The organism is Streptomyces sp. NBC_01016, assembly GCF_026341035.1.
Classification (GTDB): domain Bacteria; phylum Actinomycetota; class Actinomycetes; order Streptomycetales; family Streptomycetaceae; genus Streptomyces.
Genome location: NZ_JAPEOQ010000001.1, coordinates 615856 through 630315, shown reverse-complemented (window position 1 = coordinate 630315; position 14460 = coordinate 615856). Strand labels below are relative to the sequence as shown.

The following is a 14460-nucleotide window of genomic DNA, read 5'->3' as shown; positions in this document are numbered from 1 at the left end:
TCCCTCGCGTTCGCACGCACGGGCGAGACCAGGGCAAAGTCTACCGGCGCTGCTCCGGCTCCCGTGGGGCCTCTCGCCGACGACCCTTCGGCAGCACCCGCAGAGCGTCCCCTATATCGGCGACTTCCAGGACCTTCATACCGGCCGGGACCTTTCCCGGATCGGACGGAACGAGCGCGTGTGTGAAGCCGAGCCGGTGTGCCTCGGCGAGCCGGCGCTGCACGCCCGTGACCCGCCTGACCTCGCCCGCGAGGCCTACTTCTCCGATCGCCACAAGGTTCTTGGGGAGCGGGGTGTCGCTCGCGGCGGAGGCGAGGGCGAGCGCCACGGCCAGGTCGGCCGAGGGCTCGGTCAGCTTCACGCCGCCGACCGTCGCGGAGTAGATGTCCCTCTTGCCCAACGCGCTGATCTTCCCGCGCTGTTCGAGCACGGCCAGCATCATCGAGACGCGGGAGGTCTCCAGGCCGGACGTGGTGCGGCGGGGCGAGGGGATCTGGGAGTCCACGGTGAGCGCCTGGACCTCGGCGACCAGTGGGCGGCGGCCCTCCAGGGTGACGGTCAGACAGGTGCCGGGCACCGGCTCGGCGCGCCGGGTCAGGAACAGGCCGCTGGGGTCGGCGAGGCCCGTGATGCCCTCGTCGTGCAGCTCGAAGCAGCCGACCTCGTCCGTCGTCCCGTAGCGGTTCTTGACGCCGCGTACGAGGCGCAGGCGCGCGTGCCGGTCGCCCTCGAAGCTGAGGACGACGTCCACCAGGTGCTCCAGGAGGCGAGGGCCCGCGATCGTGCCTTCCTTCGTGACGTGGCCGACCAGGAGCGTGGACATGCCGCGCTCCTTGGAGGCGCGGATGAGTGCGCCCGCGACCTCGCGCACCTGCGACACCCCGCCGGGCGCCCCGTCGATCTCCCCGGACGCGATCGTCTGTACGGAGTCCAGGATCAGCAGCGACGGCTTCACCGCGTCCAAGTGGCCGAGGACGGTGGACAGATCGGTCTCGGCGGCCAGGTACAGGTGGTCGTCGATCGCATGGATCCGGTCGGCGCGCAGGCGGACCTGGGAGGCCGACTCCTCGCCCGTCACGTAGAGGGTCTTGTGCTCGTCACTGGCCGCCTTGGCCGCCACGTCGAGCAGCAGCGTGGACTTGCCGACGCCGGGCTCGCCCGCGACCAGCACCACGGCGCCGGGCACCAGGCCGCCGCCGAGCACCCGGTCGAGCTCGGGCACGCCGGTGGTCCTGGCCGTCGCCTGCTTGCCGTCGACCTGGCCGATGGGCAGCGCCGACGTGGTGACGCGGCCCGGTGCGGTGGTGCGCACGGTGGGCGCGCCGTACTCGTCGATCGTCCCCCACGCCTGGCACTCGGGGCAGCGGCCCAGCCACTTGGCCGTCTGCCAGCCGCATTCCGTGCAGCGGTAGGACGGACGGTCCTTGGATTTCGTACGGGCAGCCATGAACGAAACCGTAGCGGGCAGGACTGACAACGGGTGGGCGCGGCCCGTGCCAACGCCCTCGGGTCGCTCAAGGGCCCGCCCTCGGTACACCCCCGTGCCACCGTCCCCGGTTCACCCCCGAAGTCGCCCCGCGTAGCCGCGCTGGCCACGGAATGACGGGTTCCTGTCCTCTTTTGAGGGATCGTTTCACCCGTAAGGATTAAATGTGCTCAAGGGGGAGGAAGCCCCCGCGTGGTGCGCCTACGGTCGCACGGTGATGAGCAGCAGGCCGGAAACTCCCACACAGACCACCGGCGCACACCGGGCGCACCGCACCGGGGCGAGGCGGCAGGAGCCGCGCACCGCCCCGCAGCGCCCGCCCGCCCGCTACGAGTCCTGTCTGGACGGCCTGTTCACCTACTGCCTCTCCGTGCTCTGCGATCACGACGAGGCGACCTCGGCGCTCGGCGACGCCCTCGCGCTCGCCGAGCGGCGCGGCTCCCGCGCCCCTGCCGGTGACTCGCCGGCCGAGCGCAGGGCCTGGCTCTACGCGCTGGCCCGCTGGTCCTGTCTGCGCCGTCTGGCCGAGGCCAATCGGCGGCGTCAGAGCGCGCAGGAGGGCGGCAGGACCCAGACCCAGGACGGTCTCCTCCAGGAGGAGCGCAGGCGGCAGCTCGCCCAGCTCGCCTGGCCGGAAGCCGCGGGCACGACCCCGGAGCAGCGCGAGGCCCTGGAGCTGGCCGTGCGCCACCAGTTGTCGCCGCGCGAGGTCGCCGCCGTCCTCGGCACCGACCCCACCGCCACCCGCGAGCTGCTCTCGGCCGCGGCCTGCGAGGTCGAGCGGACCCGCGCCGCCCTCGCCGTCGTCGAGACCGGCACCTGCCCCAGCGTCGCCCGCCTCACGGGGGACAACCAGGTGCTCCTCTCGGCCGCCCTGCGCCGCGAGCTGGTCCGGCACGTCGACGACTGCCCGCGCTGCCGCCGCACCGCCGAGCGCGCCGCGCCCCGCGCCTGGCCGGGCACCACGGTGACACCGGCCGCGCTGCCCCTGGTGGAGGCCCCGCGGGCGGCCCTGCACCACGCGATGCACGGCCGGCCCCCGGGCGCCCCGCGCTTCGACCGGCGCGGCTACCCGATGGACCCCAAGGACCGGGCGGCCCGCCGCGACCGGCTGCGCTCGCGTGCCGTGACGACGACCGTGGTCGCCACCGTGGTCGCCGCCCCGGTGCTCGCCCTGTGGGCCGCCTACCGGGGTGCGCCGCTGACCGGCGAGACCGCGGACGGCCGCTCTGTGACGGCCAGCGAGGACGGCACGGCCGACAGCCTCGACGGCGAGCGGACCGGCGGCGCGTACGAGAACGCGGGGAACGCGCGGACGAGCCCCGACCCGAGCTTCACCGCGGGCAGCCGCTCGCCCGACGTCTCCGTAGAGGTCACATCGCCGCCCACGCGCGCGGGGCGCGGCCCCGGCCGCATCACCGTGGAGGCGCAGCCCAGCGGGAACTCGACGGCGATCACGCTCACCGCCTCGGGCCGCACGCCCGTCGACTGGACCGCTTCCACGGACGCGTCATGGTTGTACCTGAGCCAGGCCTCGGGCACGCTGCGCCCCGGCGAGTCGCTCACCATCCACGTGTACGTGAACGAGTACCGGGAGCCGCGCGGGCACTGGACGGCGCACGTCGGGATCGACCCTTCCGGGGCGGTCATCTCCCTTGAGGGGTACGGGGGTTCCGGCTCCGGTGGAGGTGGCGGCGGCACGTCGCGGCCCTCGCCGCCCCACTCCGTCCCGCCGTCCCCGAACCACCCGAGGCCGACGCCCACGCCGACGCACTCCTCGCCCGATCCGACGCCGGATCCGACCGGGAGCTCGACGCCGAGCCCGAGCGACCCCGAGCCCTCCGACACGGCGCCCCCGTCGGACCCGGGGTCGCCCTCCGGGACCGGGGGGTCCGGGACGGGCTCGCCGTCGGGGACCCCCTGACGTCCGCTCCGGGACTGTCGGATGTGTGAGTTACGCCGGGTCGGCCGGGTGCGGGGCGATGAGCGGGAGGCCCTTGGGCGCGGCCGCGAGGCGCTCCTCGCACAGCTCGACCAGCTTGTCGTAGCCGTCCTTGCCCATCAGCTCGGTGAGCTCGGGCCCGTAGCTGACGTAGACCGGGTCGCCCGCGCCGTGCGCCGAGGTCGCCGACGTGCACCACCAGTGCAGGTCATGGCCGCCCGGACCCCAGCCACGGCGGTCGTACTCGCCGATCGAGACCTGGAGCACCTTGGTGTCGTCGGGCCGCTCGATCCACTCGTACGTACGGCGGACCGGGAGCTGCCAGCAGACGTCCGGCTTCGTCTCCAGGGGCTCGCGGCCCTCCTTGAGCGCCAGGATGTGCAGCGAGCAGCCCGCGCCGCCCTTGAAGCCCGGCCGGTTCTGGAAGATGCACGAGCCCTCGTACGGACGGGTCTGACGCTCCCCGTCCTCGTCCGTCGACACCCAGCCGGTCTCGGTGCCGATGTCGTGGTGCTGCCAGATGTCCGGCGTGAGGCGTGCCACGTTCTCCGCCACCCGCTTCTCGTCGTCCTCGTCGGAGAAGTGGGCGCCGAGCGTGCAGCAGCCGTCGTCGGCGCGGCCCGCCTGGATGCCCTGGCAGCCGCTGCCGAAGATGCAGCTCCAACGAGAGGTCAGCCATGTCAGATCGCAGCGGAAGATCTGCTCGTCGTCCGCCGGATCAGGGAACTCGACCCACGCGCGCGGGAAGTCGATGGGCTTCTCGTCCGCCTTGGCCCGCTGCTTCGGTTGCTTCTGGAGGTCCTTCTGCTGGTCCTTCTGCTTCTTCAGCTCCTGCTTTGCCGACTTCGTCTTCTTGTCGCTCTTGTCGGCCTTGGCCTTTTTCGTCTTTGGCACCGTTCCAGAGTAAAGGCGTTGCCGCCTTCTACAGGACCTTCCTGGACGGGCACGCCGTACAGAGCAGTAGCGTTCCCTACATGAGACTCGGTGTCCTCGACGTGGGTTCGAATACGGTCCATCTACTGGTGGTGGACGCACACCCCGGCGCCCGCCCGCTGCCCGCGCACTCGCACAAGGCCGAACTGCGGCTCGCCCAACTCCTCGACGACCGCGGGGCGATCGGGCAGGACGGCGTGGACCTGCTGATCGGGACGGTCAGAGAGGCCCTGGAGGCCGCCGAGGACAAGGGCGTCGAGGACCTGCTGCCGTTCGCGACATCGGCGGTGCGCGAGGCCAGCAACGCCGACGACGTCCTCGCGCGCGTCAAGGAGGCCACGGGCGTCGAACTACGGGTGCTCAGCGGCGAGGAAGAGGCACGGCTCACGTTCCTTGCGGCGCGGCGCTGGTTCGGCTGGTCCGCCGGGAAGTTGCTGGTGCTCGACATCGGCGGCGGCTCGCTGGAGATCGCGTACGGCCTGGACGAGGACCCGGACGCCATGGTGTCGCTGCCGCTCGGTGCGGGCCGGTTGACGGCCGGCTGGCTGCCGGGGGACCCGGCGGATCCGGACGACGTGAAGGCGCTGCGACGCCATGCGCGGGCGCAGATCGCGCGCACGGTGGGGGAGTTCGCCCGGTTCGGGGCGCCGGACCACGTGGTGGCCACATCGAAGACGTTCAAGCAGCTCGCACGCCTCGCCGGGGCGGCCCGGTCGGCGGAAGGTCTCTACGTACAGCGGGAGTTGAAGCGGAAGTCCCTGGAGGACTGGGTGCCGCAGCTCGCCGCGATGACCGTGGAGGAACGCTCCGAACTACCGGGAGTCTCCGAGGGCCGAGCGGGCCAGCTGCTCGCCGGAGCGCTGGTCGCGGAGGGCGCGATGGACCTCTTCGGCGTCGAAACCCTCGAAATCTGCCCCTGGGCCCTCCGCGAGGGCGTCATCCTCCGCCGCCTGGACCACATGCCGACAGACTCGGACCCGGCCGGCGATTGAGCATTTTCAGCCCCTCCGGCGATTGAGGAGCGGGGTCCGGGGCGGAGCCCCGAGACGTGGGGACGGGTGGGCCCGAGGCGCCGGACAACGTGATCATCCGGGTGGGCGCCCCCGCCCCGCCACGGGGGCCGTACCCTGTCCCCGTGGCAGAACCAGTGGTGCGCATCCCGGATGCGAAGGTCGCGCTCTCCACGGCCTCCGTCTACCCGGAGTCGACGGCGACGGCCTTCGAGATCGCCGCGCGCCTGGGCTACGACGGTGTCGAGGTCATGGTCTGGACCGACCCCGTCAGCCAGGACATAGAGGCTTTGCGCCGCCTCTCCGACTACCACCGCATCCCGATCCTCGCCGTTCACGCGCCATGTCTGCTGATCACGCAGCGCGTGTGGTCGACGGACCCGTGGGTGAAGCTGCAGCGCGCGCGGGCCGCCGCGGAGAAGCTGGGGGCGTCGACCGTGGTCGTACACCCCCCGTTCCGCTGGCAGCGCCAGTACGCACGGGACTTCGTCCAAGGCATCTGGCGGATGGCGGGCGAAACGGATGTGCGGTTCGCCGTCGAAAACATGTACCCGTGGCGCTACCGGGACCGCGAAATGCTCGCGTACGCCCCCGACTGGGACGTGACCAAGGACGACTACCGGCACTTCACGGTCGACCTCAGCCACACCGCGACGGCGCGCACCGACGCGATGCAGATGATCGACCGCATGGGAGACCGTCTCGGCCACGTCCACCTCGCCGACGGCGGCGGATCCGGCAAGGACGAGCACCTCGTCCCCGGCCGCGGCACGCAGCCCTGCGCCGAACTCCTGGACCGCCTCGCCGTGAACGGATTCGACGGGCACGTCGTCATCGAGGTCAATACGCGGCGCGCGATGTCCAGCGCCGAACGCGAGGCCGACCTCGCGGAGGCCCTCGCCTTCGCGCGCCTGCACCTGGCGTCGGCCGCGCGGGTCCCGCGTTCATGACCGAGCCGGTACGCCGCAGGGGCCGGCCCCCGCGCGCGCAGCAGGACGCCGGTCCGGGCATGCGGGAGCGGATCCTGGACGTGGCCCGCGAGGAATTCGCCGAGCGCGGCTACGACAAGGCGTCGGTGCGCGGCATCGCCAAGGCCGCAGGCGTGGACTCGGCCCTGGTGCACCACTACTTCGGCACCAAGGAGCAGGTGTTCGCCGCGTCGATCGAGATGGTCCTCGCACCGGCCCTGGAGGCCCCCGCGGCCCTGGCGGACGGGCCCTTGGACGGGGTCGGCGAGCGCATGACCCGCTTCTTCTTCGGTGTGTGGGACGCGCCCGCGACCCGGGCGCCGCTGCTCGCCATCGTGCGGTCCGCCCTGAACAACGAGGTGGCCGCGGGCGTCTTCCGGGGACTCGTCGCCTCGCAGCTGCTCGCACGGATCGCCCAGCGGCTCGACCTGCCGGAGGGCGAGGCCGAGCTGCGGGCGTCACTGGCGGCAGCGCAGCTCGTGGGAATGGCGATGCTCCGCTACGTGATCAAGGTGGAGCCGCTGGCGTCCGCGGACGCGGAGTGGGTCATCGGGCGGATCGCCCCCGTGGTGCAGGGCCATCTGACCGGGCCGTGAGCACCCCGTACTGACCGGCCCGTGAGCACTCAGTGAGACGGATATCCCGTTATGCGGACACCCTGTCCAGCGCTTGGATCGGCGGCGTAGGCTCGGGAGACAGATTTTTTATCCCTCTGAAGGAGCGAGCGACGATGCCCGAGCTGAGGTCCCGCACAGTCACCCACGGCCGCAACATGGCGGGCGCCCGCGCCCTTATGCGCGCCTCCGGTGTACCCGGTGCGGACATCGGCCGGAAGCCGATCATCGCCGTCGCCAACTCGTTCACCGAGTTCGTGCCGGGGCACACGCACCTGGCGCCCGTCGGCCGCATCGTGAGCGACGCGATCCGCGAGGCGGGCGGCATCGCCCGCGAGTTCAACACGATCGCCGTCGACGACGGCATCGCGATGGGCCACGGCGGCATGCTGTACTCGCTGCCCTCGCGCGACCTGATCGCCGACTCGGTCGAGTACATGGTCGAGGCGCACTGCGCGGACGCGCTGATCTGCATCTCCAACTGCGACAAGATCACCCCCGGCATGCTGATGGCGGCGCTCCGCCTCAACATCCCGACGATCTTCGTCTCGGGCGGCCCGATGGAGTCCGGCCGCGCGACCCTCGTCGACGGCACGGTCCGCACGCTCGACCTGGTCGACGCGATGTCCGAGGCCGTGAACGAGAAGGTGTCGGACGAGGACATCCTCCGCATCGAGGAGAACGCCTGCCCGACCTGCGGCTCGTGTTCCGGCATGTTCACCGCCAACTCGATGAACTGCCTCGCCGAGGCCATCGGCCTGGCCCTGCCGGGCAACGGCTCGGTGCTCGCCACGCACACCGCCCGCAAGGGCCTGTACGAGCGCGCGGGCGCCACGGTCGTCGAGCTGGCGAACCGCTACTACGGCGAGGACGACGACTCCGTCCTGCCGCGCAACATCGCCACCCACGCCGCGTTCGAGAACGCGATGGCGCTGGACATCGCGATGGGCGGCTCCACGAACACGATCCTGCACCTCCTGGCCGCCGCCAAGGAGGCCGAGGTCGACTACAACCTCGACCACATCAACGCGGTCTCGCGCCGCGTCCCGTGCCTGGCCAAGGTCGCGCCGAACGTCGCGGGCTCCAGGACGTACTACATGGAGGACGTGCACCGCGCCGGCGGCATCCCCGCGATCCTCGGCGAGCTGTACCGCGGCGGTCTCCTCAACGAGGACGTCAACACCGTCCACTCCGCCTCCGTCAAGGAATGGCTGGACACCTGGGACATCCGCAGCGGTTCTGCCTCCGACGAGGCGAACGAGCTGTGGCACGCGGCCCCCGGCTGCAAGCGCTCCGCCGAGGCCTTCTCGCAGTCCGAGCGCTGGGACACCCTCGACACCGACGCGGCGGGCGGTTGCATCCACGATGTCGCCCACGCGTACTCGAAGGACGGCGGCCTCGCCGTCCTGAAGGGCAACCTCGCCGAGGACGGCTGCGTCGTGAAGACCGCCGGTGTCGACGAGTCCATCTGGACCTTCGAGGGCCCGGCCGTCGTCTGCGAGTCGCAGGAGGAGGCCGTCGAGAAGATCCTGCTCAAGCAGGTCAAGGAGGGCGACGTCGTCGTCATCCGCTACGAGGGCCCCAAGGGCGGCCCCGGCATGCAGGAGATGCTCTACCCGACCTCGTACCTGAAGGGCCGCGGCCTCGGCAAGGCGTGCGCGCTCGTCACGGACGGCCGCTTCTCCGGCGGTACGTCGGGTCTGTCCATCGGCCACGCCTCGCCCGAGGCCGCCGCCGGTGGCGTCATCGCGCTCGTCGAGGACGGCGACCGCGTGCGCATCGACATCCCGAACCGTGGCATCGAACTCCTCGTGAGCGACGAGGAGTTGGCCGCGCGGCGCGAGGCCCTTGGCGGCGTCTACGCTCCCAAGGCCCGCGAGCGCAAGGTCTCGGCCGCTCTGCGCGCGTACGCCGCGATGGCCACCAGCGCCGACAAGGGCGCGGTCCGCGACGTGTCGCAGCTCGGCTAGTTCCTGGCTTTGAAGCCAGTCCCTGTCTTCGAAGTTCGAAGAGAGGCCCTAGGGATCGTCCGCCGTGGCGGCGCCGGAAACGGTGCCGTCCGGCGCGCTCCCGTACACCCGGCCGCCGCTCACGACCGGCGCCGGAATATCGGCCACCACCCGGTCCGATCGGCCCGCGGGCCGGGGACTGCTCTGTCCGACCGGACGGCCCGTGCGCCGGTCCACGGCGAGCAGCCGGCCGTCGGGGGCCGTCACGTATACCCGGTTCGAGGCGGCGTCGACTGCGGGCGCCGAGCCCCGGCTCACCGAAGTCTCCGACCGCCACACCTGCTTGCCGGACGCGAGGTCCTGCGCCACCAGCGCGCCGCCCGCCGCGAGTAGATAGGCGGTATCGCCGTGCAGCGCCACCGTCGCGGACGGCAGCGGCAGGGACAGCCGTACGCGACGTGCCACCGCCCCGTCCGTGAGGCGATGGCCGACGAGCGCGACGGTCTCGCCCGAGGCGTTCTGCTCCGCGCACCAGACGACCCCGTCGGACACCCCGATCGGGGTCGCCGTGCCCGGCGATCGCTGCTGCCAGCGGACGTCACCCGTCTCCGGATCCACCGCGCTCACCAGCGTGTTCGCGCCGTCGGGCGCGGGCGTCGTCGCATAGGCCAGGCCCCCACCGACGTACGAGAGGGCGGGTTGGATCGTCGACGTCCCGGGGAGACGGTGGCGCCACACCGGTCTCCCGGTCGTGCTGTCGACCGCGCTGAGCGTCCCGTCGGGCGCCGCGAGGAGCACCCGCCCCGCCGCCTGACGCACCTGCCCCTGGAACCGTGAAATGTCCATCGACCAGCGGGACTTGCCCGTATCGGGCGCCATCGCGACGAGCCGGGACCCGTCCGGGGTGAGCGCGTGCACCAGCCCGCCCGACACCACGGGCGCCGCCCCGACGACGTCCCCCGCCCCACCGGACGCCTTCCGCTTCCACCGCACCGAGCCGTCCCGCGGATCCAGCGACACGGCCAGCGCACCGGGCACGGTGCAGTTCAGGCTCCCGGCCCCGTACGAGCAGGCGGGCACGGCACCGGAGCCGAGCTTCCGCTGCCAGGGGTGGAACGTGGCGGGGGAGCCGGCCGGGGCGGTCCGGGTGCCGGTGCCCGAGCCGGGGTCGCTCCCCCAGAGGAGGGGCACGGTGAGCGCGCCGCTCAGCGCGAGGATGCCGGCGAGGGTGACGAGGGTGCGGGGTCGGGGGCGCTTCTGCGGGGTGGCCGGTGAACTTGACGTCTCTTCACGGGAGTTGGCGCTGGTCTGCTCGACCGGCTCCCGCTGTGCGGGTATGAACGCCTGCGTGTCGTACCGCGCCGAGATGTGCCGCAGCCGGGCCATCAGCTCGTCCGGCGTGGGCCGCTCCTCCGGCTCCTTCGCCAGACAGGCGAGGACGAGCGGCGCCAAATCCTCGGGCACGCCGGACACATCCGGTTCGTCGTGCACCACCTGATACGCCACCAGGTAGGGGCTGTCGGAGTCGAACGGGCCCCGGCCCGTCGCCGCGTGCACCAGGAGCGAGCCGAGCGCGAACACGTCGGCGGCCGGGCCGACCTCGCGCGGGCGGCGGAACTGCTCGGGCGCCATGAACGGCGGCGTACCGATCAACTTGCCGGTCTCCGTGCGCAGTTCGCTGTCCTTGGGGCGCGAAATCCCGAAGTCGATCACCTTGGGACTGTCCTCGGCGAGCAGCACATTGCTCGGCTTCAGATCGCGGTGCACGACACCGGCGCGATGGATGTCGCGCAGCGCCTCCGCCAGTCCGGCCGTCAGGTGCCGCAGCTGGGCGGGCTCCAGCGGACCGTTCCGCTTGACGTGCTCGGCAAGGGTCGGGCCTGGGATGAACAACGTTGCCATCCACGGCAGTTCGGCCTCCGGGTCGGCGTCGACGACCGGCGCGGTGAAGGCCCCGCTGACCCGCCGAGCGGCCGCCACCTCCTGCCGGAACCGGCCCCTGAACTCGGGGTCCCCCGCGAACTCGGCGTGCACCACCTTCACCGCGATCGGCAGCCCTGCCGCCGACCGCGCCAGGTGTACGACGCCCATGCCGCCCGCACCCAGGCGCTCCTCGAGCCGGTAGTGCCCGGCGTACTCCGGAAGTTCCGCTTCTGCGCCGGTCCCGATGCTGTTGTGTGACGGCATGTCCACCCCCGTGGATGACATCGCGATCTCCGTGCGCGCGCGACGCACGGAGCCTAGTCGATGGTTCGTACGAGCCGAACGAGCCTTGCTAGCCTGCGTGTTCGACAGCTCACCACATACATTTCAACGGGCCCTCAATGAACGCAGAACGGGCTTCGTTCGACGGGGAGACGCCACGCCATGGCAGTAGACGAACAGTCCGCTCAGTCCAGCCGGCCCAGCCAGTCCGTGGAAGCGGCGGCAGCGGCGATGTACTACCGGGTGGCCCCGGGCTACAACGTGAACGTCCGCAGTGGCCCCGGAACCCAGTACCGCGTGGTGCGGGTGCTGCCGCTGAGCGCGCAGGTGCCGATCTTCTGCCAGAAGCCGGGCGAGACGGTCGCGGGCCCGTACGGCACGTCGCGGGTCTGGGACAACATCGGCGTCGGCGAGTACGTCTCCGATACGTACGTGAAGACGGGCAGTGACGGCTACGTGGCGCCGCGCTGCGCCTGAGCCGCGTTAAAGGGGCCGCGCTAGGGGGCCGGGCTGCGGGTGCCGCGGCCCGGTCCGGTGATAATCGGGGGCGTGAGCGACGAAACCGGCACCCCCAGCACCTCCCCGGCCCCGGGGCCCCAGCCCGAGGAGATCCGCTTCTTCGGTACGACCTGGGTCGACCACAGCGGCAACTACGGCCTGCGCCGGGCCGCGGTCGGCGTGGGCGCGCTGGTCCTGGCGGCCGCCGGCTGCTTCGTCCTGCGCTTCGCCTACGAGGGCCTGGCGATCGCCGACGTCGGATCCCTCGTGAACCTGCTGCTCATCGTGATGTTCGCGGTTTGCAGCGCGCTCGCCTTCGCCCGGACCCGCACCGGCTTCACCGAGCGGCACGACCCCGAGAAGCAGGCGTCGCTGCGCGGCTTCCTGGCGATCGGCTTCGTGGGCGTCCTGATCGCCTACGCCCTGCGCTGCCTGGTCGAGGCCCCGGGCGAGAAGCTCCGCCGCGAGGAGTACGAGACGGCTCGCGCCCAGTACTCCCGCCGCACGGCGCGCCGCGCAGGCAACCCGGCCAAGAAGAAGCGCCGGTAGCCCTCCGGCCGCACGCCACGGGGCTCCGCCCCGGACCCCGCGCCTCAATCGCCGGCGGGGCTGGAAAGATCGGGGCTCTGCCCCGGACCCCGCTGCTCAATCGCCGCAGGGGCTTAATTTGCCCCGCCCACCTCCCACCACCCGCCCCCTCCGGGGGCGTCGGCCCGACGGGGTACCGCCACCGCCTTGGGCAATCCGGCGGCAGCTGCGGCTCCCCACCCGGGACGGCGAGGGGCGCCCCGGCCCTGGGCGACCTCCGCCAGCCACGGCTCCCCCACCCGAGGCGGTCGACGCCGCCCCCGCCTCGGGCAACCTGCCGCCAACCCCGGCTCCCCACCCGCTGCGGTCGACCGCACGCGCCTTGGGTAATCCGCCGCCCCGCACGGCTCCCCACCTGTTGCGGTCGACGCCCACCGCCTTGGGCAATCTGCCGCCTTGGGCGGCAGGGTGGGCAAGGCGGCACCCCGGCGCCGCGCGCCGATACATCGACCCCAGCCCGCTGCCGCCGCAAAACCCCGGCGCCGCGCGCGATACAACGGCCCCAGCCCCGCCGCCGCCCCGCAACCCCGACGCCGCACGCCGATACGACCGCCCCGCCGCGCGCCCCGCAACCCCGGCCGGGCGCCACCCAACCCACACCTTGACGCCCCCACCCCTCCGGAGGATTATTCATCGTGTGATGAATAAGTCGCCGTCACCCTCCACGGAAACCGCCGTCGAAGCCACCGACCTCACCGTGGTCCGAGGCCCCCACCCCGTCCTGCGCAACCTGAACTTCACCGTCCCGCGCGGCCAGATCACCGGCCTGCTCGGCCCCTCCGGCTGCGGCAAGTCGACCCTCATGCGCGCCGTCGTCGGCACCCAGGCCAAGGTCACCGGCACCCTCACCGTCCTCGACCACCCTGCCGGCCACCCCAAGCTCCGCTCCCGCGTCGGCTACGTGACCCAGGCCCCGTCCGTCTACCTCGACCTCACGATCCGCCAGAACCTCGCCTACTTCGCATCCGTCCTGCTCCCCGGCCGGTCCGCCGCCGCCCACCGCAACGCCGAAGTCGACCGCGTCCTCACCGACGTAGACCTCACCTCCCACGCCGACGCCCTCGCCGGAAACCTCTCCGGCGGCCAGCTCAGCCGCGTCTCCCTGGCCGTCGCCCTCCTCGGCACCCCCGAGCTCCTGGTCCTCGACGAACCGACCGTCGGCCTCGACCCGGTCCTCCGCCGCGACCTGTGGAACCTCTTCCACGACCTCGCCGCCCGCGGCGCCACGATCCTCGTCTCCTCGCATGTCATGGACGAGGCCGAGCGCTGCCACCGCCTCCTCCTCATGCGCGAGGGCGAACTGCTCGCCGACGACACCCCCGACGCCCTGCGCGAGCGCACCGCCGCCCCCACCGTCGAAGAGGCCTTCCTCCACCTCGTCGACGAGGCGAACGCGACGAACGCCGCCCGCCCCACCACCCACTGACGCACCCACTGACGCCCTCGCCGACGCCCCGGGAAGCCCGCCATGAACATGTACCGCACCACCGCCACCGCGCTCCGCGTCCTGCGCCAGCTCCGCCACGACCCGCGCTCGATCGCCCTGATGCTGCTCGTCCCGTGCGTGATGCTCTTCCTGCTCCGCTACGTCTTCGACGGCAACCAGGCCACCTTCAACTCCATCGGCGCCTCGCTCCTCGGCATCTTCCCGCTGATCACGATGTTCCTGGTGACGTCCATCGCCACCCTCCGCGAACGCACCAGCGGCACCCTGGAACGCCTCCTGTCCATGCCGCTCGGCAAGGCCGACCTGATCGGCGGCTACGCGCTGGCCTTCGGCACGGTCGCCGTCGTCCAGTCCCTCCTCGCCACGGGCCTCGCCCTCTGGGTCCTCGACCTCGACGTCACGGGCTCGGCCTGGCTCCTCCTCCTGGTCGCCCTCCTCGACGCCCTGCTCGGCACGGCCCTCGGCCTCTTCGTCTCGGCCTTCGCGGCATCGGAGTTCCAGGCGGTCCAGTTCATGCCGGCGGTGATCTTCCCGCAGCTGCTGCTCTGCGGCCTGTTCATCGCGCGCGACCAGATGCAGCCGATCCTCGAGGGGATCTCCAACGTGCTCCCCATGTCGTACGCCGTCGACGGCATGAACGAGGTCCTCAAGCACACCGACCTCACCGCCACCTACCTCCGCGACGTCGTGATCGTCGCCGGCTGCGCCGTCCTGGTCCTCGGCCTGGGCGCGGCAACCCTGCGCCGGCGCACGGCCTGAGCCCCCGGCGCCCGCCCGTTCCGCCCACCGGACACCCGCGAACGGCGGGCACACCCGATGC

The 14460-nt window shown here is 72.2% G+C and carries 11 protein-coding genes and 1 pseudogene; 9 read left to right on the top strand and 3 right to left on the bottom strand.

What is annotated here, in order from left to right:
* Positions 1–40 precede the first annotated feature (40 nt).
* On the bottom strand, positions 41–1447 hold the full coding sequence (radA, locus tag OG746_RS02950) for a DNA repair protein RadA (protein WP_266711289.1): 1407 nt from the start codon (positions 1445–1447) through the stop codon (positions 41–43).
* A gap of 253 nt (positions 1448–1700) precedes the next feature.
* Between radA and OG746_RS02945 the strand changes: the two genes are divergently transcribed.
* Complete coding sequence (locus tag OG746_RS02945) at positions 1701–3410, top strand: BACON domain-containing protein (protein WP_266711288.1); 1710 nt, start codon at positions 1701–1703, stop codon at positions 3408–3410.
* Positions 3411–3440: 30 nt separating this feature from the next.
* Here OG746_RS02945 and OG746_RS02940 read toward each other — a convergent pair whose 3' ends face one another.
* Positions 3441–4322, bottom strand: a complete 882-nt coding sequence (locus tag OG746_RS02940) for a DUF3109 family protein (RefSeq protein WP_266711287.1) — start codon at positions 4320–4322, stop codon at positions 3441–3443.
* 80 nt (positions 4323–4402) lie between these two features.
* Here OG746_RS02940 and OG746_RS02935 point away from each other — a divergent pair, with 80 nt between their 5' ends.
* The 4 genes from OG746_RS02935 to ilvD all read left to right on the top strand — a co-directional run bounded on the left by OG746_RS02935 (position 4403) and on the right by ilvD (position 8923).
* Positions 4403–5353: a Ppx/GppA family phosphatase gene (locus OG746_RS02935; protein ID WP_266711286.1), complete on the top strand. Its 951-nt coding sequence runs from the start codon at positions 4403–4405 to the stop codon at positions 5351–5353.
* Positions 5354–5496: 143 nt separating this feature from the next.
* The gene (locus tag OG746_RS02930) at positions 5497–6321 is read left to right on the top strand and encodes a sugar phosphate isomerase/epimerase family protein (RefSeq protein WP_266711285.1); all 825 of its coding nucleotides are present in this window, start codon (positions 5497–5499) and stop codon (positions 6319–6321) included.
* A complete protein-coding gene (locus OG746_RS02925; RefSeq protein WP_266711284.1) occupies positions 6318–6935 on the top strand; it encodes a TetR/AcrR family transcriptional regulator in 618 nt (205 codons plus the stop codon). The genes OG746_RS02930 and OG746_RS02925 overlap by 4 nt, the downstream gene beginning before the upstream one ends.
* A gap of 134 nt (positions 6936–7069) precedes the next feature.
* Complete coding sequence (gene ilvD / locus OG746_RS02920) at positions 7070–8923, top strand: dihydroxy-acid dehydratase (RefSeq protein ID WP_266711283.1); 1854 nt, start codon at positions 7070–7072, stop codon at positions 8921–8923.
* A gap of 48 nt (positions 8924–8971) precedes the next feature.
* Here the strand turns inward: ilvD and OG746_RS02915 are convergent, their stop codons facing one another.
* A complete protein-coding gene (locus OG746_RS02915) occupies positions 8972–11089 on the bottom strand; it encodes a serine/threonine-protein kinase (RefSeq protein WP_524540454.1) in 2118 nt (705 codons plus the stop codon).
* A gap of 249 nt (positions 11090–11338) precedes the next feature.
* On the opposite strand from OG746_RS02915, the gene OG746_RS02910 reads away from it, so the two are divergent.
* From OG746_RS02910 to OG746_RS02895, 4 genes and pseudogenes are all read left to right on the top strand, one after another.
* The gene (locus OG746_RS02910) at positions 11339–11584 is read left to right on the top strand and encodes a peptidase (protein ID WP_443063220.1); all 246 of its coding nucleotides are present in this window, start codon (positions 11339–11341) and stop codon (positions 11582–11584) included.
* A 72-nt stretch (positions 11585–11656) separates the two neighbouring features.
* Positions 11657–12154, top strand: coding sequence for an EamA/RhaT family transporter (locus OG746_RS02905; protein ID WP_266711280.1), 498 nt, complete (start codon positions 11657–11659; stop codon positions 12152–12154).
* Between the two features lie 679 nt (positions 12155–12833).
* Positions 12834–13619, top strand: a complete 786-nt coding sequence (locus OG746_RS02900) for an ABC transporter ATP-binding protein (protein WP_266711279.1) — start codon at positions 12834–12836, stop codon at positions 13617–13619.
* A gap of 4 nt (positions 13620–13623) precedes the next feature.
* Positions 13624–14399, top strand: a pseudogene (locus tag OG746_RS02895) (ABC transporter permease); the annotation flags it as partial.
* Positions 14400–14460: the final 61 nt, after the last annotated feature.

Excerpts from the sequence above, each read along its gene's own strand:
- radA (WP_266711289.1), bottom strand. The coding sequence starts at position 1,447 with ATGGCTGCCCGTACGAAATCCAAGGACCGTCCGTCCTACCGCTGCACG.
- OG746_RS02935 (WP_266711286.1), top strand. The coding sequence starts at position 4,403 with ATGAGACTCGGTGTCCTCGACGTGGGTTCGAATACGGTCCATCTACTG.
- OG746_RS02925 (WP_266711284.1), top strand. The coding sequence starts at position 6,318 with ATGACCGAGCCGGTACGCCGCAGGGGCCGGCCCCCGCGCGCGCAGCAG.
- ilvD (WP_266711283.1), top strand. The coding sequence starts at position 7,070 with ATGCCCGAGCTGAGGTCCCGCACAGTCACCCACGGCCGCAACATGGCG.
- OG746_RS02915 (WP_524540454.1), bottom strand. The coding sequence starts at position 11,089 with ATGCCGTCACACAACAGCATCGGGACCGGCGCAGAAGCGGAACTTCCG.
- OG746_RS02910 (WP_443063220.1), top strand. The coding sequence starts at position 11,339 with ATGTACTACCGGGTGGCCCCGGGCTACAACGTGAACGTCCGCAGTGGC.
- OG746_RS02900 (WP_266711279.1), top strand. The coding sequence starts at position 12,834 with ATGAATAAGTCGCCGTCACCCTCCACGGAAACCGCCGTCGAAGCCACC.